We start from the raw sequence: 22,255 nt of genomic DNA on the forward strand, positions 1-22,255 counted from the left end.
ACTCTGGGCACACCGTCTTTCGTGGTGAAGCACAGGGCGGGGCCCTTCTTTCGACGGTCGCATCACCTGCTCCCTACGTAAAGGCGAGTTCGCGGAAGGTGTTTCGGACATCGGCCAGCGGCTCGCGGTCGCGGGTGTAGTAGAGCTTGTTGGTCAGGAGCGCCGCCCAGCGGTCCTTGGTGGGGGAGATCCACATGCCTGTGCCGGTGAAGCCGTAGTGGACCCAGGCGTCCTCGTCGGCGGTGGTGCTAGGAGCGGGGTGCCAGAACAGGCCACGAGCGGGCTGGAGCTGTCCCGTCTGGATCGTCAGGGAGCGGGTGATCCACTCGCTCCCGAAACCAGCCCGGAACTGGGAAGCGGCAGGGGCGAGCATGTACCGGAGGAAGGCGGCGAGATCGTCGAGGACAGTGAAGGCGCCGGCGATGCCGCAGACACCGCCCAGGAGACGGGCCGAGAAGTCGTGGGCGACTCCCTTGAGGTGGGTGTCGGTGTCCTGGTCGAGTTCGGTGGGCGCGCAGCGGGCGGCGAGGTCGGCGGGCAGGGGGCCGAAGCGGGTGGAGGTCATGCCCAGTGGGAGCCATGTGCGGGCGGTGGCCAGTCGGTCCAACGGTTGGCCGGAGAGGTGTTCGGCGAGGTAGCCCAGGATGAGGGCAGCCCGGTCGGTGTACTCGACTGCCTCACCCGGAGGTCGGTGGAGCTGCTCGCGGAGGACGCCTCGGCGGATCTCCTCGGGGTTGGTGCTGTAGAGGTTCTTCAGTTGGGCTCGTAGCGGGACACCGGCAGTGTGGGTCAGCAATTGTTGGGTGGTGACGGTGCCGAGTGGGTGGTCGGCGACCTCGGGCCAGAACGTGCCGAGCGGCTGGTCGAGGTCGAGGGTTCCGTCCTCCCACAGGGCGCCGATGGAGGACCAGACGGCCAGGATTTTGGTGAGGCTGGCGGCGTCGAAGACGGTGTCGGCGCGCATCGGCACGTCCGGCTCGTCGGGGTCGAGGACGCCGGTGGCGCCCTGGGCGAGGATGCCGGTGGCGTCGCCGACGGCCCACACGGCGCCCGGGTACACCTTGTCGCGGACTCCCTCGTCGAGCAGGGCTTCGATGCGGTCGCGGTCGTACGTCATGGTCTCCCTCTTCGCCGGGGGTATCCCGTCGGTCAGCGTAGTGACGTTCACGGAGCGGTTCGGTTAGTGACGTGTCGGGTCGTCCGGCGGTCGGTTCAAGTGAGCTGTCGGCCGAGGTCGCTCAGAGATCGTGCGGTCGCCGAGAGGGGATAGCGCGCCGCATTGGCATAGCTCGCCTGGCGCAGGGCGGGCAGCAACCCGGAGGTCTTCCTCAGCCGGTCGAGGTCGCGTGTGAGTGCGGCGGAGTTGCTGAAGTCGGTGGCCATCCCGGAAGCGGCGAGCGCCTCGCTGAGACCAGGGACGGGCTGGTACAGGACGGGGAGCCCGCACGCTTGGGCTTCCAGTGCGACCAGTCCCATGGCTTCCAGGGTGGTGGACGGCACGACCAGTACGTCGTGGTCGGTGAAGGCTTTCCACAGCTGTGGGCGACGGAGCCAGCCGAGGTAGCGGACTCGTACGCCGACTCGTTGCAGCAGCGGGGCCAGTGCGTGGAACTGGGCTCTGGGCGCTGCGACGCTCAGCTCGACACCGGGCACGGGAGCCAGGCTTTTGATCAGGGCCTCGACACCCTTTTCTGCGGTCAGGCGTCCTGCGTACAGGAGCCGCAGGTGGCTGGTGGAGGTGCGTGCCGGCCGGGAGGGCGGGGCGGTGAGCAGGTGGTCGGGGATGCCCCAGGGGATATGGGTGATCTTGCGGCGTTCGGTCTGCGGGGTGAGCTTGAGGAGGCGGTCGGCCATTGCGGTGGTCGGGACCACGATGGCGTCGGTGGCCCTGGCTGTTTCGCGTAGCACCTGGAGCTGGTCTCGGTGGGTCTCGGCGAAGAGCAGGTCCGTGCCGTGGACGAGGGCGATCCGGGGATGCGAGGGCAGAGCCCGGATGAGGGCAGGAGTGGCGCCGAATGCGAGGTGCTGCAAGTGGAGGACGCCGATCTGTGTGGGATCGAGCGTGGCTGTAAGCGCTCTGCGCAGGGTGGCGACGTAGCGGCTGAAGGCCGTTCCTTCCAGGCATTTGCCTGCTACGGGGAGCACGTTGAGTCCGGCGGGTGGACGGGGAGCGTGACCAGGTGGTGCGAGCATGAAGGCGCGGGCCGGGATGAGGGGTTGTTGGCCGGTGTAGAGGTCGAGGAAGAGTTCGACGCTGCCGCCGGGGCTTCCGACGGGGAGATCCAGGAAGGTGGCGGCCATCGGGCCGGTGGTCGAGGCAGTGTTCACCGCACTCCTCCGCCGATCTCCTCGCAGAGGCGCGAGATGTCGATGCCTTCCGTGGACGCGTACTTGGCAGGCTGCTGCTGGTAGCTGGCCGGGGCGCCGAAGGTGGTGAGGAAGACGAGCTTGCCGAAGGTCATGCCCGGATACACGCGCACCGGTCGGGCGGCGCGGATCTCCAGCGTCCAACGGATCGCATGGCCCTGGTGTCCGAGCGGAGCCGACACGTGAACCCAGATGCCCAGGGAGCCGGTGGTGCGGTCGCCGTTCAGCAGCTGCGCGTACGTTTCCGAACCGGTCCGCTCCAGCGTGATGCCGAGGTAGAGCAGGTCAGGGCGCAGAACCATGCCAGTGTCAGGGATGGGCTGCTCGGTGAAGGCGGTGGGGGTTGCGGCGTCGAGGTTGCCGTCGCAGACGCGGATCGTGTCGGCGAGCCGCCAGTCGTAGGCGTTGGCAGAGACGCGGCTGGGCTCGTACGGGTCGATGGTGATCTCGCCGGCCTGGACGGCGGCGGCGATGGCGGGGCCGGTGAGGATCACGATGCCACCACCCGGAGTCGGGCGAGGTCTCGCCAGTAGGCGGAGGGCTGCGGTCCTGTGGCGGCCTGGTATTTGCCGCGGTAGAGGTCGACGGCGCCAGTGGAGACGAAGAACATGATCTGCCCGATCGCCATGCCGGCGTACACGCGCAGCGGTCGGATCGGGGTGAGCATGAGCGTCCACTGGCCATGGAAGCCGATGTCGCCGATGGGGGCGGTGATCTCGACGAACAGGCCGAGGCGGCCGACGGAGGAGCGGCCGAACAGCAGCGGCACGAAGGTGTCGGAGCCGACCTCTTCGAGGGTGTGGCCGAGGTAGAGCTCGCCTGGCTGGAGGACGTGCCCGTCCGGGCCGATGGCGGTTTCGCGCGTGGGGTTGGGCCGGTGGGCGTCCAGGACCGTGCTCGTGTACGTGATCAGGGTGGGGCCCAGACGCACGTTGTAGCTGTTGGGGTTGACCTGGCCGGCGGCGAATGGGGTGATGCGGAGGCGGCCGTCGTGAGCGGCAGCGGTGATCTCCGGGCCGGTGAGGATCATTGCCTGCCTCCTTCCGCGGTGTCGGGAGCGGTGAGGATGTGCTGGACGGCCTGGTCCAGACGCAGCCCGGCCTCGTGGGTGCGCTCGCCGACGTAGGTCTCGGCGAGGTAGTCGGTGGTCAGCACGGTAGTGATGGCGTCAGGCAAGGGATCGGGTGCGATGACGAGCGGGCCGGTCTGGGCGGTCAGATGTGACAGCCAGCCAGTGAGGTCCCTGCGTGCCGGCTCAGGTACGTGGGTGTGCACCAGCTGGTTGGCGAACGGCTCGATGGAGAGCAGGTCGCCCTGGGTGAGGGTATCGCCGAGTGGTACGGCGCGTAGTGCCGTCTCGTTGAGGATGACCGCGTCTGCGCCGAGTGCCGTATGCAGGCGGGCGGTGAGGTCCACGAGCAGGCTGCGCCGGTCGAGGGACTGGTGGCGGTAGGCCGGTTTGATCGGGCCGAGGACGCCGGCCAGCTGTTGCTTGACGTCCTCGATGCGTGAGCGCAGGTCCGCAAGCTCCGTGGGAACGACGCTCGGGGTCCGATCGGGGAAGGACGTGGTGCCCGCACCCCATCCCGTGCCCACGGGCGTGGCGATGGCATAGCCGTTGGCGAGTTCCCGGCCCTTGACGACCAGGGTGTCGTCGACCCGGACCGGCCCGTACTGATCGCTGTGGCAGTGCCCGGCGAAGACCACGTCGAGGAACGGACATGCTGCCGCGAGTTTCCGGTCCTCGTCGAAGCCGGAGTGGCTGAGCAGGACCCAGCTGTCCACCTCGTGGTGGTGAGCGAGCATCAGCTCGCGTAGGGCTTGGACGGGATCAGTGACGCAGTGTCCAGCTCGCTGGGCGGCCGGGATCGAGTGGAAGGCTTGCCGACCGATCACAGCGGTTACGCCGATGCGACGTCCAGCGATGTCCGCGATGTACAAGCGGCGGAAGAGTGCGTCGCCGGTGTTGGCGTCGACGGCGTTGGCGCAGACAGTGCGCCGGTGAAGGTCCGGCTCGAAGTGGTGACCCCAGCCGTGGTTGCCGGGGGCCAGCACGTCGTACAGCCTGAGCAGGATCCCCCTCTCGATGGTGCCGCGGGCAAGGCGGTAATAGCCGCTGCCTTCGAAGAAGTCGCCGCAGTCCACGATGAGCGAGGTCGGGCGCAGCGCGTGGAGGTGGGTCAGGAACGGCGCGGCGTTGTCGAAGGCGGAGTGGACGTCCGTCGTGGCAACGATCTGGCGCAGGTTCCGGCCGTCGGTGGTCATGGGGTGACCTCGCAGATGTCGGCGCCCAGGGTGCGCAGCTTGCCGGACAGGTCGGCGTGGCCGCGGCGCAGCTGGTCGAGGCCGCCGATAGTGGTGACGCCTCGGGCGGTGAGGCCGGTGATCATGAGGGCGGACCCGGTGCGGATGTCAGTGGCTTCGACGCCCGCGCCCGTCAGCTGCTGGGGCCCGGTCAGGCGGCATTCGGTGGGGGAGATCTCCTCGATCTCGGCGCCCAGGCGGGACAGCTGCGGCAGCAGGTTGTCGTGGCGGCCGGGATTGATGGCGTCGGCGAACAGATGCGTGCCGGGCAGTCCGAGGGCGAGTGCCATGAGCGGTGGTTCGAAGTCGGCGTCCAGGCCGGCCAGGCTCAGGGAGGCGATGGCCCGCAGGGGACGACCAGCGGGGGCTGTCTCCTGGGCCCGGACGGTAAGGCCATTCGGCTCCGCGTCTGCGGGGATGCCGAGTTGATGAAGGGCAGCCACGAACGGGCCTACGTCCTTGCCCTGCACGCCGTCGATACGGGCAGTACCGCGCGTCGCGGCGATCGCGCAGGCCAACGTGGCTGCCTCGATCTTGTCTCCGGGCACTGTCCAGGCAGCGGGGGCAGCCGGCGCCGAGGAGGGCGGTGAGAGTGTGAGTACATGCTCGCCGGCGCGCGTCTCCCAGCCCACCGAACTCAGGGCTTCGAGCACACTCAGGACTTCGGGCGAGAGGTTGGGTTGACCCAGCCGTAAGGGTCGGCCGGTCGTGAGAGCACGCAGTGTCGCGGCCACGGTCGCACCGCGAGATCGGAAGGGCAGTGCGATGGAGACGGTGCCCGTGTGAGAGGTGAGGGCCTCGATGCCATATCCGGAGCCGTCCTGCCGGCTCCGGTCGCCGAACGCCTCGTACACCTTGAAGTGCAGGTCCATCCCTCGCGCACCGATGCGGCAGCCGCCCGGCCAGGGCAGCCGCGCCTGGCCGTAACGCGCGAGCAGGGCGGGGACGAGGTAGTACGAGGCGCGGATGTGGGCTGCCTGCGCCAGATCGGGCAATCCCCGAGATGCCTCCGTCGGCAGGATCACATAGGTGGTCGGTTCGCCGACGGGCTGCGTGACATGCCAGCCCGCCTGTTGCAGCAGAACGAGCATGATCTGGACGTCCGTGCTGTCCGGAACGTTGCTCAGCCGAACCGGGCGGCCGAGGGCAGCCGTGGCGGCCAGGAGCGGCAGAGCGGCGTTCTTGGACCCGTCGACGCTCACAGTGCCGGCGAGTGGCGGCCCAGGGCGTACGGCGATCACCTCGGCGGCCACGCCGGGGGCGTGGATGGTCGTCATCATCAACTCCTCTGCAGAGGAAGGAAACAGGCGATGTCCTGGCTGGGTTTGGTGATCAGGTCGATCTCGGCCCAGCAGCGCTTGCCGTTCTCCGTCGGCTCGGCGCGGTACCGGTCAGCGAGAGCGGCGACGAGGAACAGGCCCCGGCCGCCCTCGCTATCCGCATCGGGCAGAGCCGGCTGGGGCAGCACCGGGCTTGTATCGCAGACCTCGATCCGCAGGACGACCTCGTCGAGACAGACCGCGAGCGAGACCGATCCGGTCTCGGCGTACTGGACCGCGTTGGTGACGAGCTCGCTGACCAGCAGTTCGGCCGTGCGCACCACCTCGGTGCCCAGTCCCGCGTCCCAGCCCACTATCGCGCTCACGGCCTGGTGCCGGGCCGCGGCCGCTGCGGCGGGCGTCGCGGGTAGGGAAAGAGCGAGCTGGTGCGTTTCCATGAGCGGCCTCCCGGTGTAGGTGGGGCCACACCAAGCAACCAGCCCGTCGCCGTGAGTGGTTAGCTCATGCGCGGGCGCTGCATGACTTATGCAGGAGCTGCATCACCGCCAACTACGGCTGATCTATGCTCGATTGAGCAGGCAGGATCAGCGACGGCGGAGGGAGCCGTGGCAGATGGCCGAGGCATATGGGGAAGCGAGACGGATCGGAGAACGAATCCGTCGGGCACGGGTGTTACAGCGGCGTTCACAGCACGACGTGGCTGCAGCGCTTGGGTATCACCAGTCCAAGGTGAGCCGTCTGGAGAGCGGTCGCGGCACGGAGGACATCCGCGTACTACGCGCCGTCGCGCAGGAACTAGACATCCCGCCCCACGAGTTGGGCCTCGCCCCCGCTCAGGACGCCTCTGTCGCCGACCCAGAAGCTGATGACATGCACCGCCGCACCTTCCTCGCCGCGAGCATCGCAGCGCTCGCGACCCCGGCCGGCTCTTCGGCCTCGCACACCGCCCTCGTCCAGGCACTCCTGCCTGGCCCCGGCCACGCGGGCACCGGTGACCCACAGGACACGGCTGTCCTGTACGAACGAGTCGGATCGGCGCTCAGGCTCTTCCACACCTGCCACTACACAGAGCTGGAGCGCACCCTCCCGGATCTGATCGGTGACCTGCGACTGGCCGCCAGCGAGGCGACGGACAGGGATACGGTGTCCGGGCTCCTGGCCACGGCGTACCAGACCGCGACCAGCCTGCTGCTCAAACAGCACGACCAGGGCAACGCATGGCTCGCCGTCGGCCGGGCGATGGCCGAAGCAGAACGCTCGGGCGACCCGGTGGTCCTCGCCTCCAGCGTCCGTGTCCAGGCCCACGTCCTCGTGCGCGAGAAGCACGCCACCGAAGCTGTCACTCTGGTCAGGCACACCGCCGACCAGCTCACCGGTTCCTACGACCGGCGCTCTCCGAAGTACCTCGCTGCTGTAGGACTGCTGCTCCTGCGCGGTGTGACCGCGGCCAGCAGCCGCGGTGATCGCGCGGCCACGAAGGAGTTCCTCATCGAGGCCAAGGAAGTCTCCCGGTATGTGACCCTGGACCGGCCTGACGCTTGGGCCACCTTCAGCCCGACCAATGTCGCCCTGCACGAGTTGAGCGCCCTGGTGGCCTTCGGTGACGCCGGCCTCGCCCTCCAGGCGGCCCGACCCCTCATGCGCCGACACATCCCGGTCCCCGAGCGCCGCGCCGCCCTATGGGTGGAGGCGGCTCGTGCCTACAGCCAGCAGGGCCGCCTCGCCGACGGCTACCAGGCCCTGCGCATCGCCGAGACCTGCGCCGCCCAGGACATCCGCCGTCCCGACGTCCGCAACCTGGTCGCCGACATGGCAGCCCGCGACCGCCGTCGTACCCTGCCGGAACTGCACCACTTCAGCCGCCAACTGGGAGTCCCCGCGTGACCGAACCGACCGCCCCGGACAAGAAGCCCTTCCTGTACGTCGTCGTGTGCGCGGCTGGCGTTGCCCGAGACGTCGGCAAGCTGATCACCGCTGCGCAGGAGGCGAACTGGGACGTCGGTGTCATCGCCACGCCGCAGGGCCTTGGCTTCATCGACGCGAAGGCGGTCGAGGCACAGACCGGCTACCCGATTCGCTCCGCCTGGCGCTCGCCGGGGGACCCTCGCCCACTGCCGCCCGCAGACGCCATCGCGGTCGCCCCGGCCACCTTTAACACGATCAACAAATGGGCCACCGGGATATCCGACACCCTTGCCCTGGGCATCCTGTGCGAGGCGTACGGCATGGGCATCCCAACCGTGGCACTGCCCTACCTGAACTCAGCCCAGGCCGCTCACCCGGCCTACGAGCAGAGCCTGGAGCGGTTGCGGGGGATGGGCGTCATGATCGGCTCGTGTGAACCGCACAAGCCGAGGGTCGGCGGCGGGGCGGACCGGTTCCGCTGGGAGGAAGCTTTGGATCTGCTGGAGTCCAGGCCCGCTGGCTGATTCCGAGGCGGCGGGCTGGTCAGGAGCCGGGCAGTAGCGCCAGGACCGTGGACTGGACGAGCTGGGCGGCGGCGACGAGGTTGGGGAAGCCGCCGCAGCGTTCGACGAGGTTCTGGATCATGTAGCGCAGCGTGCCGGGATCGCGTTCGGGTTCATCGAGGCGCGGGGTGATCATGTCCAGGTCGCGCAGGGCGGCGTCCGCTTCGGGGGACTGGCCGCGCAGTCCTTCCAAGCGCCGCCGGAGGTCCTCGATGCTTTCGCGGGCTTTGTCGACGGCTTCGTTGGTGATGCTGTTGGTCTGGGTGGCGTTCTGGGAGAACGGCGCGGCCTGGGCCGGCCCTGTCATGTGACCGGTGTTGATGATGCCGAAGTTGGGACCGTTCGGGACCGGGTCGGACTGGCGTCGGATGGCCATGCGGGCTCCTGGCGGGCTTGTGGGTCAGTTCGTCATGGAGGGGTTGGCGGAGAACGGCGTGGCCTGTACGGGGCCGGTCATGGTGCCGCCGTTCATGACGCCGAAGTTGTAGATCGCGGTGGCCTGTTGCTGGTAGGCGGCGATGTCGACGTTGTGGTCGCGCAGGAAGATCTCGGTGGAGTCGAAGACACGGCGCTGCATCATCTGCACGTAGTAGCGGGCGTCGTCGTTCGTGTGCATGTCCTCGATCCATCTGACGCTGTAGATCTCGCGAAGACTGACCGGACCGCTGCCAGGATCGAGTTCGGGGCGCTTGCGCGGCTTGCGGCGTATGAGCCGGTCGAGTCCGGCGTAGACATCACCGAGGGCGTTGAACGCCGTGCGGCCCAGCCACCTGATGCTGCGCAGGTCGGCCGGCTTGAGTCCGGCCACCTTCGGGTTGAGCGGCCCCATGATGTGCGGGCGGATGGTGACGCGCAGGAAGCCGCCCTCGTAGGCGAAGTGGACGAGTATGGCCGTGATGAGGTCGCCGTTCCAAGCGGTGACCCTGGCCCAGATGTAGCGGCGGGCGATGTCCTCGGCGGGCTTGTCGCCGAAGCTGTCCACGGCGAGGGTCTGCAGGCTGCGCCATGTGTCGTGGTCGATCTGGTCCCACCGTTTGCAATGGATGCCGGCGATCCCGATGACCTCCATGCGCGGAACGGGGTGATCACGGTGATGAGCGGGCGCCGGGTCGTCCAGGCGGCGCGCGACGTAGGCATGCAACTGGGCGACGGTGAAGTGCTTCAGCGGCTTGCGGGCCACCGGCTTGTTGTGCTTGGCCAGCGCCTCCAGGACGGCCTTGGCTACCTCGGCCATGTCCGGGTTGCCTGGGCTTTGCGTCGGTGAGCCGACTCCTGGTGGCGGCATGGTGGTGTCGTCTTCCTGGTCCTGACCCTCAGGGGCGGGCTCGACGTCGATGCCGATGACGGCCTCGTGCCACGCCTGAAGACCTGCCCCGAGGAACCGGTGCCGGTCACCGCTCGGGCGACGCTCGTAGAGGTACGGCAGGGCGTGAGCCTGCACGGCCGGTGCGGGCGCGTGCAGTTCTCCGGCCAGTAGGGCGTTGAACCGCACCTGCGCCAGGTAGCGCTCGACCAGATAGACGCCCCACACGCCCGCCAACAGGGCCACTGCCGCCCAGCCCGCAGTCAGAGCGCCGGCGATCGTCGGCCAGACGACGAGCGTGGTCACCGCGGCGATGGCAATTCGGCGTCTTCGCATGTGGCGGATGGCACGATCACTGGCGTGAATGACGGGTTCCTGGTGGAACCCGTAGACCGGCACCGGCCGCGCCGACTTCTTGATGCGGCGCCGGACCCAGACCGCGTAGTCCTCGCCCAGCACGACCGACGGAGGCGTCGGCTCGGACGTGTCGGAGGGCTTCTCTTCCTCCTTCACGGGGAACAGCCACCGCAGGCGTTTCTGCACGGCTGCCTTCAGCCTCTTCCACAGCTCCGCCAGTTGGGCGCGCAGCACGGCCAGCCAGTCCGTGCGGGCGAAGGCGGCGGCACTCAACCGGCGGGTGACCCCCTCGGTGTATGCCCCGTGCCGGACCACTTCACCGGCAACGTCAGCAGTCCCCAGCGGTACCGCAGGCGCCGAAAAGACCGACTGGTGCTCCGTGAATGCCAACACCCCACCCCCGTGTCTACCGGGCCCGCCGCGATGACCCCCGGCAGGCACAGAGGGGCATCGTCCACGGGCGCGGCGAGTGTCGCCATACCGCAAACCCGCACAAGCTGCGCACGGAGGCACCCAGGTTGAACAATGACCGAAAGGTGCCTCTCGTCCGAAGTCAATCAGCGCGTGGTTCGGATACTCGGAGGCTTGGACAGGCACCAAACAGGAGGCGGCTCGATGAGGGCCTGGTCAGCGCTGCCGAGTCCGGGGTTGCTGCAAGGGCGGAGCGGCGGGGCGCTCTGCAGCGTGGCGAGCGCTGGCTGCCTGCGCCCGCGGGCCGGGGGCGTGGCGTTCGCCGAGGCGGCGGATGCGCCAGGTCAGCGCGCGGGCGGGGCTGCGGGCGTCGTCCAGCGTGCGCTGGCTGAGGGCCCGGTCGAGGATCGCGGTCGCGTTGTGCCCAGCCGCTTCCGCCTCGGCGAGCACCGTGGCCAGGGCATCCCAGGCGGAGTCAGCCAGGATGCGCTCGGCGTGCTCGGGGGCGGCCTGCTGAAGGTGGTGGGCGTATCGGTCTTTGGTCTGCGGGCTGGGCGCCCGGCTGGCGAGGTCGACCAGGACCGGTCCGGAGATCTGCGCGTATGCGGCCTGCAGGTGGATGAGGGTCTGCTCGGCTGCCGCCTGTTGTTGGGCGTGCTGGCGGGTGCGATGCCAGTGCATCGCGCAGGCGACCGCGGTGAGCGCGGCGTCGATCAGCATTGCCAGGCCGGATCCGTCGCCTCCTGGGGAGGGGATGCGCCAGATCGCCTGGATGCTGCGGCGCAGGACACGGGCGCTGTCGTGGTCGGGGCGATGCGGGAGCGGGTGGCGCGCTCGAAAGCTGCGGCGGCTCGTTCCAGTTCGACCCTCACCGCGGTCGGTGCGGTGAGCGGCAGCAGGTCCAGGGTGGCACCGAGCGTAACGAGCCGACCTTCGGCGGCGTGCTCGTCGCCGTGGGTGAGGTGGTGAGGGATGCGTTCGGTGGCGGCGGTGGCTTGGTGCCACGGATTGCCTGACGGGACGGCGACGGGCTCGGGACTGGTGTCGGCAAGACGCTGGCGGATCTTGGGCAGTGAGAGGTCGCCTGCGAGGGTGGAGCCCGCGAACCAGACGGGTTCGCCCTGCTTATTGATGTCGCCGGGCAGGGCAACGCTGTAGCCGGTCACGTCACCGGACGGCTCGGCCTTGGGCCGCACATCCACTCCGGTCGCCTCCAGGAAAGCGAAGAACTCGGCTTCGCTGGAGGCAGCGGCCACAGCGCGGCGCACCCGCATGCGGAGGATCTCGCGGGAGGTGGCGTCCTGGCCCAGACGCTTGGCCTTGAAGTGCTCCTTGCTGGTGGGGCGCTTGGCGGCGGTGCCGTCGCCCGGCTTCAACCGCCTGAGCCCGTAGTCGGCTTCGATCTTGCGGGCCTCGCGCTGGACGGCGCGCTGGTCGTAGTCGCGTTTGGGCCGACGGCCGTCCTGGCGCACGAGGGTGGCGGCGATGTGGATGTGGTCGTCGGCGTGGCGGACGGCCACCCAGCGGCAGGCTTCCTCGTCCCCGTCGGGGGCGATGCCGGCGGCGGCCACGATGCGGCGGGCGATGTCCGCCCACTGGGCGTCGGTGAGGATCGGGTCTTCGGGTGCCGCGCGGACGGGGCAGTGCCACACGGTGTACCGGGGTGCCTTGTCGCCCAGCATCTTCACCGGCTGGTCGAGCTGTGCGGCGAGCTGGTCCTCCACGTCTTTTCGGTTGCGGTGGGGGCTGCGGCCGGGGTCGGGGGCGAAGCCGTTCCAGGACGCCACCAGGTGCGGGTCGATGTGCTCGTTGGCGCGGCCTATGCCGAAGAGGTAGCCGATGGTGCGGCGTGTGGCCTCTGGGCCCTTGCTGAGAATGATCTTGGGTATCACCGGCTCACCGCCCCTCGGTCACTTGGGCGACAGCGGCGTCCACTTCGGCCACCGACGCCTCGACGCGGTCCAGGAGCCGTTGGACGGTGTCGTGGTGGGGCCAGGCACCGTCCTTGTTGAGGTGGTGGGTGAGCTGGTTGAGGTTGCTGCCGATCTTGCCGAGCTGTCCGTTGGTGGTTATCAGCGTCTTCACCATGGCGCGGTAGTCGGCGACGGCAGCGGTCGGGTCGTCCGCGCGGGCGGCGGCGAGGGAGCATTCGGCAACGTAGCCGCCGAGTGCCAGAAGATCATTCCTTGGTCGCTGGAGCGCGTGCGCGCTGTCATCGCCGGCCTGCCGAAGCGCTTCCAGGTTGGCGGCAAGCTCGCCTTCGGCTGCGGCCTGCGCCAGGGCGAGGTGTTCGGCTTCGCCGTCGAGGACATCGACTTCAAGGGCGGCTGGATCCACATCAACCGCCAGGTGCGGCTCGTCGGCACGAAGCCCGTCTTCGCCCTGCCCAAGGGCAACAAGATCCGGTCGGTGCCTCTACCGGCGCAGCTTGCCGCCGCCCTCAAGGTCCACATGAAGGAGTTCCCGCCCGCCGAGGTCAGCCTGCCCTGGGTCAAGCCGGACGGTGAGCCGAAGACCTTCCGTCTTCTCTTCGTCGACGCGAAAGGGAGGGCCTACAACCGCAGCGTCTTCAACATGGGCGACTGGAAGCGCGCCCTGGCCGCCGCCGGCGTGATCCCTCCCCGCGAGCGCGGCGCGCGCTACCTCCAGGCGGCGCGGGAAGACGGCATGCACGCCCTCCGGCACGCCTACGCCTCCGTCCTCCTGGACGCGGGGGAGAGCATCAAGGCGCTCTCCGAATACCTCGGTCACTCGGACCCCGGCTTCACGCTGCGGACGTACACGCACCTGCTGCCGTCCAGCGAGACCCGCACCCGCAAGGCGATCGACGACGCCTTCACGGAAACGGAGACGGAAGCCGAGGTGGAAAACGACGGCGACCCACCTGCCGCCCAGGGCACATCAGCACCCCCAGCAAAACCAATGTGCCCTCAATGTGCCCTGGCCGCCTGACGCCCCCTCCCCGGCACCAAAAGGGCGAGGCCCGAAGACCCCGCCCGATCCGCAAGAAACCCCAGGTCACGGCCACACCAGGCAATAAGGCTGATGCCCCGCCTCATGCAACCGATGGCTGAAGTCCTGCCACTCGTGCAGCAACTGGTACACATTGAACGCATCCCGCGGCCCACCCCGGTCCGGCACCGTCGACCAGATGAAGGCTGCTGCGCCCACCGCTTCCTCGCCGATGCCGCGGAGGGGGTCGACGACCGTCATGGGGAGCTTGACGACGGCGTAGTCGGGGTGCAGGACGACCAGTTCCAGGGGTGGCACCTTGTGCAGGGGGACGCCCTCGATGCCGGTCAGCACCATCGCGGCCATCGTCTCCGGCTTGATCTTGGTGAACATGCCGTTCATGCCCAGCTCGTCGCCGCCGAGTTCCTCGGGGCGCATCGAGATGGGGACGCGGGCCGCGGTCGCGCCGTCCGGCGCGCCGAAGTATTTGTACGTCACCCCCACCCGACCACCATTTCTGCTCCCCGCCCGCGGACGCTCTGCCCGGTGGTCGAGCCGGCGGTCGCCAGGCAGGTCCAGATGCTGGTCCAGCTGCCGGTCGATCTGCCGGTCGTACCGCTCGGGATCACTCGGTACACCCTGTGCCTGACGTGCGTCAGTCTGACGTGCTTCGGTCGGTTCCTCCGCCTCGCGCCGGTGCCTTCCCCGCCGGGCACGTCGAGGACCCAGGTCATCAGTCCCCTCGCCCAGTCCGCCACCGCGATGCATATCTCCACCCGACTGCTTTTCTAGGACGCGTGGCCCCCGCCGCGCAACCCGATCATCGTGTCAGTGACCTCCCCCACGGCCGCCCGCCGAAACGTGCGGTGAAACACCAGTCCGCAGGATCTTCGAAGCCCCTGACACAGCCCCTGACTACTACGTGCCGATGAGCCGTGTGTATCAGGTCTCAGTCTCGCAGATGTCACGGCCGCGATCTTGAGGTCGGCCACCTGCGGGGCAAGCCGCGGCCTACCCTGAGGAGGTCACCACGCAACCGGAGTCCGAGAAGTCGGAGAAGTCGCACGTCATGAGTGCCATGAGCGAACTGCCCTATCCCTATGAAGCGCCCGTCTCACAGGCGCTCTTCGACCGTGCGTCCGCCGTCACACCCGGCGGCGTGAACTCCCCGGTGCGCGCCTTCCGCGCCGTGGGCGGCACGCCCCGGTTCATGGTGTCGGGGAAGGGGGCGTACCTCACCGACGCCGACGGGCGCGAGTACGTCGACCTGGTCTGCTCCTGGGGGCCGATGATTCTGGGGCATTCCCACCCCGAGGTCATCGGCGCCGTCCAGGAGGCGGTCGCGCGCGGTACGTCCTTCGGTACGCCCGGTGAGGGCGAGGTCGCGCTCGCCGAGGAGATCGTCGCCCGGGTGGAGCCCGTCGAGCAGGTGCGGCTCGTCAGCAGCGGGACCGAGGCCACCATGTCGGCCATCCGGCTCGCCCGTGGGTTCACCCAGCGGTCCAAGGTGATCAAGTTCGCCGGGTGTTACCACGGGCATGTGGACTCGCTGCTCGCCGCGGCGGGGAGCGGGGTCGCGACCTTCGCGCTGCCCGACACCCCCGGCGTCACCGGCGCCCAGGCCGGCGACACGATCGTGCTGCCGTACAACGATCTCGAAGCCGTGCACGAGGCCTTCCACCGGCACCCGGGCGAGATCGCCTGTGTGATCACCGAGGCCTCGCCCGGCAACATGGGCGTCGTCCCGCCGGAGCCCGGGTTCAACCAGGGGCTCAAGGACGCCTGCCAGAAGAACGGTGCCCTCTTCGTCTCCGACGAGGTCATGACGGGCTTCAGGACCAGCCGGGCCGGGTGGTACGGGATCGACGGGGTCAGGCCCGATCTCATGACCTTCGGGAAGGTCATGGGCGGTGGGTTCCCCGCCGCCGCCTTCGGTGGACGGGCCGATGTGATGGCTCACCTCGCGCCCGCCGGGCCGGTGTACCAGGCCGGCACCCTCTCCGGGAACCCGGTCGCCACCGCCGCCGGGCTCGCCCAGCTGCGGCTCCTCGACGATGCGGCGTACGACAAGGTCGACGCCGTCTCCGGGCAGATCCAGTCGCTCGTCGGCGAGGCGCTGAGCAAGGAAGGTGTCGCGCACCGGCTGCAGACCGCCTCCAACATGTTCTCCGTGTTCTTCACCGACCGGAAGGTGCGGGACTACGAGGACGCCAAGCGGCAGGAGTCGTTCCGCTTCACCGCGTTCTTCCACTCGCTGCTGTCGAACGGCGTCTATCTGCCGCCGTCCTCCTTCGAGTCCTGGTTCGTGTCCACGGCCCACGACGAGCGGGCCATCCAGAAGATCGCCGACGCCCTTCCGGCGGCGGCCCGAGCCGCCGCGGAGGCCACCGCGTGAGCAACAGCAAGGACATCACCGTCGTCCACCTCATGCGGCACGGCGAGGTCGCCAACCCGGACGGGATCCTGTACGGGCGGCTGTCCGGCTATCACCTGTCCGAGCTGGGCCGGCAGATGGCCGACCGGGTCGCCGAGCACCTCGCCCCGCGGGACGTCACCTACGTGGTCGCCTCGCCGCTGGAGCGTGCGCAGGAGACCGCCACCCCGATCGCCAAGACGCACGGGCTCGACCTCGCCACCGACGAGCGGCTCATCGAGGCGGACAACGTCTTCCAGGGGAAGACGTTCGGGGTCGGGGACGGCGCACTGCGTAAACCCGAGAACTGGAAGCACCTGGTCAACCCGTTCAAGCCGTCCTGGGGCGAGCCGTACATCGACCAGGTCGTCCGGATGATGGGCGCGCTGAACGCGGCCAAGGACCAGGCCCGCGGGCACGAGGCGGTGCTGGTCAGCCACCAGCTGCCGATCTGGATCGTGCGGTCGTACGTCGAGAAGCGGCGGCTGTGGCACGACCCGCGCAAGCGGCAGTGCACGCTCGCCTCCCTGACGACTTTCACCTACCAGGGTGACAGCATCGTCTCGGTCGGCTACGCCGAGCCCGTCATCGATCTCGTTCCGGCCCATCTCCGCGCCGGCGTCAAGCCGGTGAAGGGGAAGAGCAAGGCATTCGGGGCATAACTGCCACTCCTGGCAGTCCGTTTGACATGCCTTAGGGCGCTTTTGCCGGAGCTATTGCTAAAAACATAAGAATCGAAGGAACCTCCCCGATCGTCGCGCCCTCTGACTGAGTGACCACCAGCAGGCGTGATGATCGGGGTTTTCCATGCGCACCATCTCCCGGACCCTTTCCCGGAGGGGAATACTCGGCCTCGGCGCGGGCGCGGCGGCCGCCGCCGGACTCGCCGGCTGTGGGTCCCTCAAGTCCTCGGACGGCGGCGGACACGGCTCCGGTTCCGGGAATTCGGACGGAGCGAGCGGCGGGACGAACGGCGGCACCAAGGGGCGTCCCATCGGCGACGGCTCCACCTCGTTCACCGGCAAGCAGCCGCACCAGCCCGCCAAGCCCGAGCCGCTGCAGCCGGGCCAGACCCCGCCGCAGTTCGTGATCTTCTCCTGGGACGGTGCCGGCGAGGTCGGCAACGGTCTCTTCCCGCGCTTCCTGGACCTGGCCAAGGAGCACGGCGCGAGCATGACCTTCTTCCTCTCGGGGCTGTATCTGCTGCCCGAGTCGAAGAAGCGGCTGTACGAGCCGCCGAACAACCCGCGCGGCGCCTCCGACATCGGCTACCTCAGCGACCCGCACATCAAGGCGACGCTGGCCAACGTGCACCGGGCCTGGCTCGAGGGGCACGAGATCGGCACCCACTTCAACGGGCACTTCTGCTCCGGGCACGGCACGGTCGGCAACTGGACCGCGCAGCAGTGGGCGAGCGAGATCCGCCAGGCCAAGGCGTTCGTGAAGGAGTGGCGGACCAACACCGGCTGGACGGATCTGCCCTCCCTGCCGTTCGACTACGACAAGGAACTGGTCGGCGGCCGTACGCCCTGCCTGCTCGGCCAGAACAACCTGCTGCCCACTGCCAAGGAGCTGGGCTGGCGCTACGACGCCTCCTCGCCGGGCGGGCGTCAGGTGTGGCCGCTGAAGCGGCTGGGGATCTGGGACCTGCCGTTGCAGCAGATACCTTTCCCGGGGCGCTCCTTCGAGGTCCTGTCCATGGACTACAACATGCTCGCCAACCAGTCGGTCAACTCGACCAAGGCGCCCGCCTACAACTACCCGGGCTGGCGCAAGCAGTCCGCGGGGGCGTACATCGCGGGATTCGAGCGGGCGTACAAGTCGAACCGGGCGCCGTTCTTCATAGGCAACCACTTCGAGCACTGGAACGGCGGCATCTACATGGATTCCGTCGAGGAGGCCTTCAAGCACATCGCGCGGGAGAAGGAGAAGGGCGCGGACGTGCGCATGGTCTCCTTCCGGCAGTTCGTGGACTGGATGGACGTCCAGAAGCCGGAGGTGCTCGCCAAGCTGCGCACGCTGGAGGTCGGGCAGCAGCCGGCCGGGGGCTGGAAGGAATTCCTGCGGGACACCAAGTCGGCCTCCTCGAACGCCGCCTGAGCGGCGCCGGGGGAGCTGTCTGAAATGTCCGGAGTAAATACCTCCTGAAATGCGAATTTCCGCCCGGCAGGGGGGCGCGCAAGATCCCCGGAACAGGCATGCGAAACTTTTCACATGAGTACCCGTAGCCGCGCCGCCCTGCTTGGCGCCGTGGCCGCCGCGGCGGCCCTGACCCTGTCCGCGTGCGGCAACGGTGGCACCTCCGGCGGTGGCGGAAACACCAACTTCGTCACCGGCGACAACGGCATCAGCACGGCCCCGCAGGGCAAGCGGGCCACGGCCCCCGACCTGTCCGGCAAGACCATCGACGGCAAGAGCCTCGACGTCGCCGACTACAAGGGCAAGGTCGTCGTGATCAACGTCTGGGGCTCGTGGTGCGGGCCGTGCCGGGAGGAGGCCCAGTACTTCTCCAAGGTCTCCCAGGCGTACGAGGGCAAGGGCGTCCAGTTCGTCGGCATCAACACCCGGGACACCAGCACCACTCCCGCGGTCGCCTTCGAGAAGGAGCACGGGATCAGCTACCCGAGCCTGTACGACCCGACGGGCAGGCTGATGCTCCGCTTCAAGAGGGGCACGCTCAACCCGCAGCTGATCCCCTCCACGCTCATCATCGACAAGCACGGGAAGGTCGCCGCGCGGGCGCTGGAGGCGCTCGACGACACCAGCCTGGTGAAGATGCTCAAGCCCGTCCTCGCGGAGAAGTGACGTGAGCGCACTCGTCACGCTGGCCGCCGAGAACGAGACGGTGAAGCACGGCGCCCTGGTCGTCGCCCTGCCCATCGCTCTGCTCGGCGGGCTCGTCTCCTTCTTCTCACCCTGCGTACTCCCGCTGGTCCCCGGTTACCTCTCCTACGTCACCGGGGTCGCCGGCACCGACCTGGCCGACGCCAGACGCGGGCGCATGGCCACCGGAGCCGCCCTGTTCGTGCTCGGCTTCAGCGCCGTGTTCATCTCCGGCGGGGCGCTGTTCGGCTCCTTCGGCTGGACCCTGCAGGAGCACAAGGACGTTCTGACCAAGGTGCTCGGCGTAGTCATGATCGCCATGGGTGTGTTCTTCATGGGGCTGATGCCCTGGCTCACCCAGCGCGAGTTCCGCTTCCACAAGCGACCGACGACCGGCCTGGTGGGCGCGCCGATAGTCGGAGCCCTGTTCGGCATCGGCTGGACGCCCTGCATCGGCCCCACGCTCGCGTCCGTGAACCTCCTCGCCATGGATCAGTCGAGCGCCGGGCGCGGGGCGGTGCTGATGGTCGCCTACTGCCTGGGCCTCGGCGTGCCCTTCGTGCTCGCGGCCGTGGCCTTCCGCAAGGCGCTCGGCGCCTTCGGCTGGGTCAAGCGCCACTATCTCTGGGTGATGCGCATCGGCGGCACGATGATGATCCTGACCGGTGTGCTGCTGCTGACCGGGGCGTGGGACAGTCTCATGCAGGAGATGCAGGGCTGGTCCAGCGGCTTCAATGTGGGGATCTGATCGATGAGCAAGACCGAAACCGACAAGAGCCAGGACCAGGAGGACCTGGGAGCGGCCGGCTCCCAGCTGTCCACCGCCCCGCAGGAGGAGATCTCCGGCCTGCCCGGCCTCGGCGTCATCGGCTGGGTCCGCTGGTTCTGGCGGCAGCTGACCTCCATGCGGGTCGCGCTGCTGCTGCTCCTGCTGCTCTCGCTCGGCGCGATCCCCGGCTCGCTGATCCCGCAGACCGGCGCCGACGCCTCCAAGGTCGACGCGTTCCGGCAGGCGCACAAGACGCTCGCGCCGGTCTACGACAAGCTCGGCCTCTTCCACGTCTACAGCTCGGTGTGGTTCTCCGCGATCTACATCCTGCTGTTCGTCTCCCTCATCGGCTGCATCGTCCCGCGCACCTGGCAGTTCGTCGGCCAGCTGCGCGGCCGCCCGCCGGGCGCGCCCAAGCGGCTGACCCGGCTGCCCGCCTACACCACCTGGCGCACCACCGCGGAGCCGGAGCAGGTCCGCGAGGCCGCGCTCGCGCTGCTGAAGAAGCGCCGCTTCCGCGCCCACATCGCCGGTGACGCGGTCGCCGCCGAGAAGGGCTATGTGCGCGAGCTGGGCAACCTGGTCTTCCACATCGCGCTGATCGTGCTGCTGGTCGCCTTCGCCTCGGGCCAGATGTTCAAGTCGGACGGCACCAAGCTGATGGTGGAGGGCGACGGCTTCTCCAACGCGCTGCCGATGTACGACGACTTCAAGTCCGGCAGCATGTTCAGCACCGACGATCTGGTGCCCTTCAGCTTCGACCTGAAGGACTTCGAGGGCACCTACGAGCTGACCGGCCCCAACCGCGGCACCCCGCGCACCTTCCAGGCGAAGATCAGCTACAGCGAGGGTGCGTACGGCAAGGAGAAGCCGGCCACCATCAAGGTCAACCAGCCGCTGGAGATCGGCGACTCCAAGGTCTACCTGGTCAGCCACGGCTACGCGCCCGTCATCACCGTCCGCGACGGCAAGGGCAAGAAGGTCTACCAGGACGCCGTACCGCTGCTGCCGCTCGACGGGAACGTCACCTCGCAGGGCGTCATCAAGGTCTTCGACGGCTACCGGAACGGCAAGGGGCAGAAGGAGCAGCTCGGCGTCCGGGCCTTCTTCCTGCCGACCTACGGCGGGGGCGCCTCGGTGCTCTCGCAGTTCCCTGCGCTGCTGAACCCGGTGCTGAACCTGGAGCCGTACCACGGCGATCTCGGCGGGGTGAACGCGGGCTTCGCGCAGAGCGTGTACCAGCTCGACAAGACCCACATGAAGATGTTCAAGGACGCCAAGGGCCAGCAGCTGCGCGGGAACCTCAAGCCCGGGCAGACCCTGAAGCTCCCGAACGGCGCCGGCTCGATCACCCTCGAGAAGGACATCAAGGAGTGGGCCGGCTTCGAGATCGTCCAGGAGCCGGGCAGCGGCTGGGCGCTCGGCGGTGCCCTCGCCGCGATCTTCGGTCTGGCCGCCTCCCTGTTCATCCAGCGCCGCCGTGTGTGGGTGCGGGCGGTGCGCGGCGCCGACGGTGTCACGGTCGTCGAGATGGCCGGGCTCGGCCGCAGCGAGTCGGCCAAGGTGCCCGAGGAACTGGGCGACCTCGCCGGAACCCTCTACGACCAGGCGCCGGGGGCACCCGACCCCCACGGCTCTTCAGCATCCAACGAAGCAACCCCCGACCCCCAAGTCGTACCTGCCGAAGGGGCTGAGAAGTGACTCTCGCCGCCGCAACCGAGCTCGCCACCGCGACCAACGAACATCTCGCGAGCATCAGCAACACCCTGATCTACTCCTCGATGGCCGTCTACACGCTGGCCTTCTTCGCGTACATCGCCGAATGGCTCTTCGGCAGCCGCAGCAAGGTCGCCCGTACGGCCGCCGCGCTCACCGCCGACGGCGCGCAGCAGGCGGGGGCGCCCGCCGTGACCGTGAAGCAGGCCGGAGGGACCGCCGTACTGGAGCGGCCGCAGGTCGTGGTGCGCTCCGCGTCCGGCGCCCGGGACGTGCCGGATGGGCCCGGGGCGCACGGCGGTGACGCGCAGGGCGACCTCTACGGGCGGATCGCCGTCTCCCTCACCGTGCTCGCCTTCCTGGTGGAGCTGGCCGGGGTCGTCGCCCGCGCGGCCTCCGTGGGTCGGGCGCCGTGGGGCAACATGTACGAGTTCAACATCACCTTCTCCACGGTCGCCGTCGGCGTGTACCTGGGGCTGCTGGCGCTGAAGAAGAACGTGCGCTGGCTCGGCCTGTTCCTGATCACCACGGTCCTGCTCGACCTCGGCCTCGCGGTCACCGTCCTGTACACCGCGAGCGACCAGCTGGTTCCCGCCCTGCACTCGTACTGGCTGTACATCCACGTCTCCACCGCGATCTTCTGCGGCGCGGTGTTCTACGTCGGCGCGGTCGCTACGATCCTGTACCTCTTCAAGGACTCGTACGAGAACAAGCTGCAGACCGGCGGCAAGCCCGGCACCTTCGCGACCTCGGTGCTGGAGCGGCTGCCCGCCTCGGCGTCCCTGGACAAGTTCGCCTACCGGGTCAACGCGGCCGTCTTCCCGCTGTGGACGTTCACGATCATCGCGGGCGCGATCTGGGCGGGCGACGCCTGGGGCCGCTACTGGAACTGGGACCCGAAGGAGACCTGGTCGTTCATCACCTGGGTCGCCTACGCCTGCTACCTGCACGCCCGGGCCACGGCGGGCTGGAAGGGCCGCAAGGCCGCCTACCTGGCGATGATCGCCTTCGGCTGCTGGCTGTTCAACTACTACGGCGTCAACATCTTCGTCTCCGGCAAGCACTCCTACGCGGGCGTCTGAGCGCCCTGTC

19 protein-coding genes and 3 pseudogenes are annotated in these 22,255 nt (G+C 68.8%); 10 read left to right on the top strand and 12 right to left on the bottom strand.

Features of this window, described 5'->3' with window-relative positions:
* Positions 1-73: 73 nt before the first annotated feature.
* The 7 genes from AQI88_RS09820 to AQI88_RS09850 all read right to left on the bottom strand — a co-directional run bounded on the left by AQI88_RS09820 (position 74) and on the right by AQI88_RS09850 (position 6,388).
* Entirely contained in the window at positions 74-1,117 is a 1,044-nt protein-coding gene (locus tag AQI88_RS09820) for a serine hydrolase domain-containing protein (RefSeq protein ID WP_066995262.1), read from the bottom strand.
* Between the two features lie 95 nt (positions 1,118-1,212).
* Positions 1,213-2,301 (bottom strand): glycosyltransferase family 4 protein, encoded by a 1,089-nt coding sequence (locus tag AQI88_RS09825; protein WP_066996059.1) that lies wholly within the window; start codon positions 2,299-2,301, stop codon positions 1,213-1,215.
* Between the two features lie 23 nt (positions 2,302-2,324).
* Positions 2,325-2,861, bottom strand: a complete 537-nt coding sequence (locus tag AQI88_RS09830) for a dCTP deaminase (protein ID WP_066995265.1) — start codon at positions 2,859-2,861, stop codon at positions 2,325-2,327.
* On the bottom strand, positions 2,858-3,397 hold the full coding sequence (gene dcd, locus AQI88_RS09835) for a dCTP deaminase (protein ID WP_066995268.1): 540 nt from the start codon (positions 3,395-3,397) through the stop codon (positions 2,858-2,860). The genes AQI88_RS09830 and dcd overlap by 4 nt, the downstream gene beginning before the upstream one ends.
* Positions 3,394-4,632, bottom strand: coding sequence for a metallophosphoesterase (locus tag AQI88_RS09840; RefSeq protein ID WP_066995272.1), 1,239 nt, complete (start codon positions 4,630-4,632; stop codon positions 3,394-3,396). Before AQI88_RS09840 ends, dcd begins: the two co-directional genes overlap by 4 nt.
* Complete coding sequence (locus tag AQI88_RS09845) at positions 4,629-5,948, bottom strand: UDP-N-acetylglucosamine 1-carboxyvinyltransferase (RefSeq protein WP_208615750.1); 1,320 nt, start codon at positions 5,946-5,948, stop codon at positions 4,629-4,631. Before AQI88_RS09845 ends, AQI88_RS09840 begins: the two co-directional genes overlap by 4 nt.
* Before the next feature lie 2 nt (positions 5,949-5,950).
* Positions 5,951-6,388 carry an ATP-binding protein gene (locus AQI88_RS09850; protein WP_066995275.1) on the bottom strand — a complete coding sequence of 146 codons (438 nt, stop codon included), beginning with the start codon at positions 6,386-6,388 and terminating at the stop codon, positions 5,951-5,953.
* A 175-nt stretch (positions 6,389-6,563) separates the two neighbouring features.
* Here AQI88_RS09850 and AQI88_RS09855 point away from each other — a divergent pair, with 175 nt between their 5' ends.
* A complete protein-coding gene (locus AQI88_RS09855; RefSeq protein ID WP_208615751.1) occupies positions 6,564-7,835 on the top strand; it encodes a helix-turn-helix domain-containing protein in 1,272 nt (423 codons plus the stop codon).
* Positions 7,832-8,380, top strand: coding sequence for a flavoprotein (locus tag AQI88_RS09860; RefSeq protein ID WP_066995281.1), 549 nt, complete (start codon positions 7,832-7,834; stop codon positions 8,378-8,380). Before AQI88_RS09855 ends, AQI88_RS09860 begins: the two co-directional genes overlap by 4 nt.
* Before the next feature lie 19 nt (positions 8,381-8,399).
* On the opposite strand, the gene AQI88_RS09865 is transcribed toward AQI88_RS09860, so the two are convergent.
* From AQI88_RS09865 to mobC, 4 genes and pseudogenes are all read right to left on the bottom strand, one after another.
* Positions 8,400-8,795 (bottom strand): hypothetical protein, encoded by a 396-nt coding sequence (locus tag AQI88_RS09865; protein ID WP_066995284.1) that lies wholly within the window; start codon positions 8,793-8,795, stop codon positions 8,400-8,402.
* A gap of 24 nt (positions 8,796-8,819) precedes the next feature.
* Positions 8,820-10,352: a hypothetical protein gene (locus AQI88_RS09870; RefSeq protein WP_244184096.1), complete on the bottom strand. Its 1,533-nt coding sequence runs from the start codon at positions 10,350-10,352 to the stop codon at positions 8,820-8,822.
* A 354-nt stretch (positions 10,353-10,706) separates the two neighbouring features.
* A pseudogene (locus AQI88_RS09875) lies at positions 10,707-12,382 on the bottom strand (relaxase family protein).
* 4 nt (positions 12,383-12,386) lie between these two features.
* A pseudogene (mobC, locus tag AQI88_RS09880) lies at positions 12,387-12,656 on the bottom strand (plasmid mobilization relaxosome protein MobC); the annotation flags it as partial.
* A 6-nt stretch (positions 12,657-12,662) separates the two neighbouring features.
* Here mobC and AQI88_RS09885 point away from each other — a divergent pair.
* Positions 12,663-13,442, top strand: a pseudogene (locus AQI88_RS09885) (tyrosine-type recombinase/integrase); the annotation flags it as partial.
* Positions 13,443-13,508: 66 nt separating this feature from the next.
* Here the strand turns inward: AQI88_RS09885 and AQI88_RS09890 are convergent.
* Entirely contained in the window at positions 13,509-14,210 is a 702-nt protein-coding gene (locus AQI88_RS09890; RefSeq protein ID WP_208615752.1) for a hypothetical protein, read from the bottom strand.
* Positions 14,211-14,520: 310 nt separating this feature from the next.
* Here AQI88_RS09890 and hemL point away from each other — a divergent pair, with 310 nt between their 5' ends.
* The 7 genes from hemL (at position 14,521) to ccsB (ending at position 22,245) form a co-directional block, all read left to right on the top strand.
* The gene (gene hemL, locus AQI88_RS09900) at positions 14,521-15,837 is read left to right on the top strand and encodes a glutamate-1-semialdehyde 2,1-aminomutase (protein WP_066995287.1); all 1,317 of its coding nucleotides are present in this window, start codon (positions 14,521-14,523) and stop codon (positions 15,835-15,837) included.
* 32 nt (positions 15,838-15,869) lie between these two features.
* Positions 15,870-16,517, top strand: a complete 648-nt coding sequence (locus AQI88_RS09905) for a histidine phosphatase family protein (RefSeq protein WP_066996075.1) — start codon at positions 15,870-15,872, stop codon at positions 16,515-16,517.
* Between the two features lie 145 nt (positions 16,518-16,662).
* Positions 16,663-17,955: a polysaccharide deacetylase family protein gene (locus tag AQI88_RS09910; protein WP_066995290.1), complete on the top strand. Its 1,293-nt coding sequence runs from the start codon at positions 16,663-16,665 to the stop codon at positions 17,953-17,955.
* Between the two features lie 114 nt (positions 17,956-18,069).
* Positions 18,070-18,660 carry a TlpA family protein disulfide reductase gene (locus AQI88_RS09915; RefSeq protein WP_208615753.1) on the top strand — a complete coding sequence of 197 codons (591 nt, stop codon included), beginning with the start codon at positions 18,070-18,072 and terminating at the stop codon, positions 18,658-18,660.
* 1 nt (position 18,661) lies between these two features.
* The gene (locus AQI88_RS09920; RefSeq protein WP_066995295.1) at positions 18,662-19,426 is read left to right on the top strand and encodes a cytochrome c biogenesis CcdA family protein; all 765 of its coding nucleotides are present in this window, start codon (positions 18,662-18,664) and stop codon (positions 19,424-19,426) included.
* Between the two features lie 3 nt (positions 19,427-19,429).
* Positions 19,430-21,148 (top strand): cytochrome c biogenesis protein ResB, encoded by a 1,719-nt coding sequence (resB, locus tag AQI88_RS09925; RefSeq protein ID WP_066995298.1) that lies wholly within the window; start codon positions 19,430-19,432, stop codon positions 21,146-21,148.
* Positions 21,145-22,245 carry a c-type cytochrome biogenesis protein CcsB gene (gene ccsB, locus AQI88_RS09930; protein WP_066995301.1) on the top strand — a complete coding sequence of 367 codons (1,101 nt, stop codon included), beginning with the start codon at positions 21,145-21,147 and terminating at the stop codon, positions 22,243-22,245. Before resB ends, ccsB begins: the two co-directional genes overlap by 4 nt.
* Positions 22,246-22,255: the final 10 nt, after the last annotated feature.

It is taken from the genome of Streptomyces cellostaticus, assembly GCF_001513965.1.
GTDB lineage: Bacteria > Actinomycetota > Actinomycetes > Streptomycetales > Streptomycetaceae > Streptomyces > Streptomyces cellostaticus.

What these genes read in the sequence shown, in the direction of transcription:
- AQI88_RS09850 (WP_066995275.1), bottom strand. Translation starts at nt 6,388, where the DNA reads ATGGAAACGCACCAGCTCGCTCTTTCCCTACCCGCGACGCCCGCCGCA.
- AQI88_RS09820 (WP_066995262.1), bottom strand. Translation starts at nt 1,117, where the DNA reads ATGACGTACGACCGCGACCGCATCGAAGCCCTGCTCGACGAGGGAGTC.
- dcd (WP_066995268.1), bottom strand. Translation starts at nt 3,397, where the DNA reads ATGATCCTCACCGGCCCGGAGATCACCGCTGCCGCTCACGACGGCCGC.
- AQI88_RS09890 (WP_208615752.1), bottom strand. Translation starts at nt 14,210, where the DNA reads ATGCATCGCGGTGGCGGACTGGGCGAGGGGACTGATGACCTGGGTCCT.
- AQI88_RS09840 (WP_066995272.1), bottom strand. Translation starts at nt 4,632, where the DNA reads ATGACCACCGACGGCCGGAACCTGCGCCAGATCGTTGCCACGACGGAC.
- AQI88_RS09845 (WP_208615750.1), bottom strand. Translation starts at nt 5,948, where the DNA reads ATGACGACCATCCACGCCCCCGGCGTGGCCGCCGAGGTGATCGCCGTA.
- AQI88_RS09865 (WP_066995284.1), bottom strand. Translation starts at nt 8,795, where the DNA reads ATGGCCATCCGACGCCAGTCCGACCCGGTCCCGAACGGTCCCAACTTC.
- hemL (WP_066995287.1), top strand. Translation starts at nt 14,521, where the DNA reads ATGAGCGAACTGCCCTATCCCTATGAAGCGCCCGTCTCACAGGCGCTC.
- AQI88_RS09905 (WP_066996075.1), top strand. Translation starts at nt 15,870, where the DNA reads ATGCGGCACGGCGAGGTCGCCAACCCGGACGGGATCCTGTACGGGCGG.
- AQI88_RS09855 (WP_208615751.1), top strand. Translation starts at nt 6,564, where the DNA reads ATGGCCGAGGCATATGGGGAAGCGAGACGGATCGGAGAACGAATCCGT.
- AQI88_RS09915 (WP_208615753.1), top strand. Translation starts at nt 18,070, where the DNA reads ATGAGTACCCGTAGCCGCGCCGCCCTGCTTGGCGCCGTGGCCGCCGCG.
- AQI88_RS09825 (WP_066996059.1), bottom strand. Translation starts at nt 2,301, where the DNA reads ATGGCCGCCACCTTCCTGGATCTCCCCGTCGGAAGCCCCGGCGGCAGC.
- AQI88_RS09910 (WP_066995290.1), top strand. Translation starts at nt 16,663, where the DNA reads ATGCGCACCATCTCCCGGACCCTTTCCCGGAGGGGAATACTCGGCCTC.
- resB (WP_066995298.1), top strand. Translation starts at nt 19,430, where the DNA reads ATGAGCAAGACCGAAACCGACAAGAGCCAGGACCAGGAGGACCTGGGA.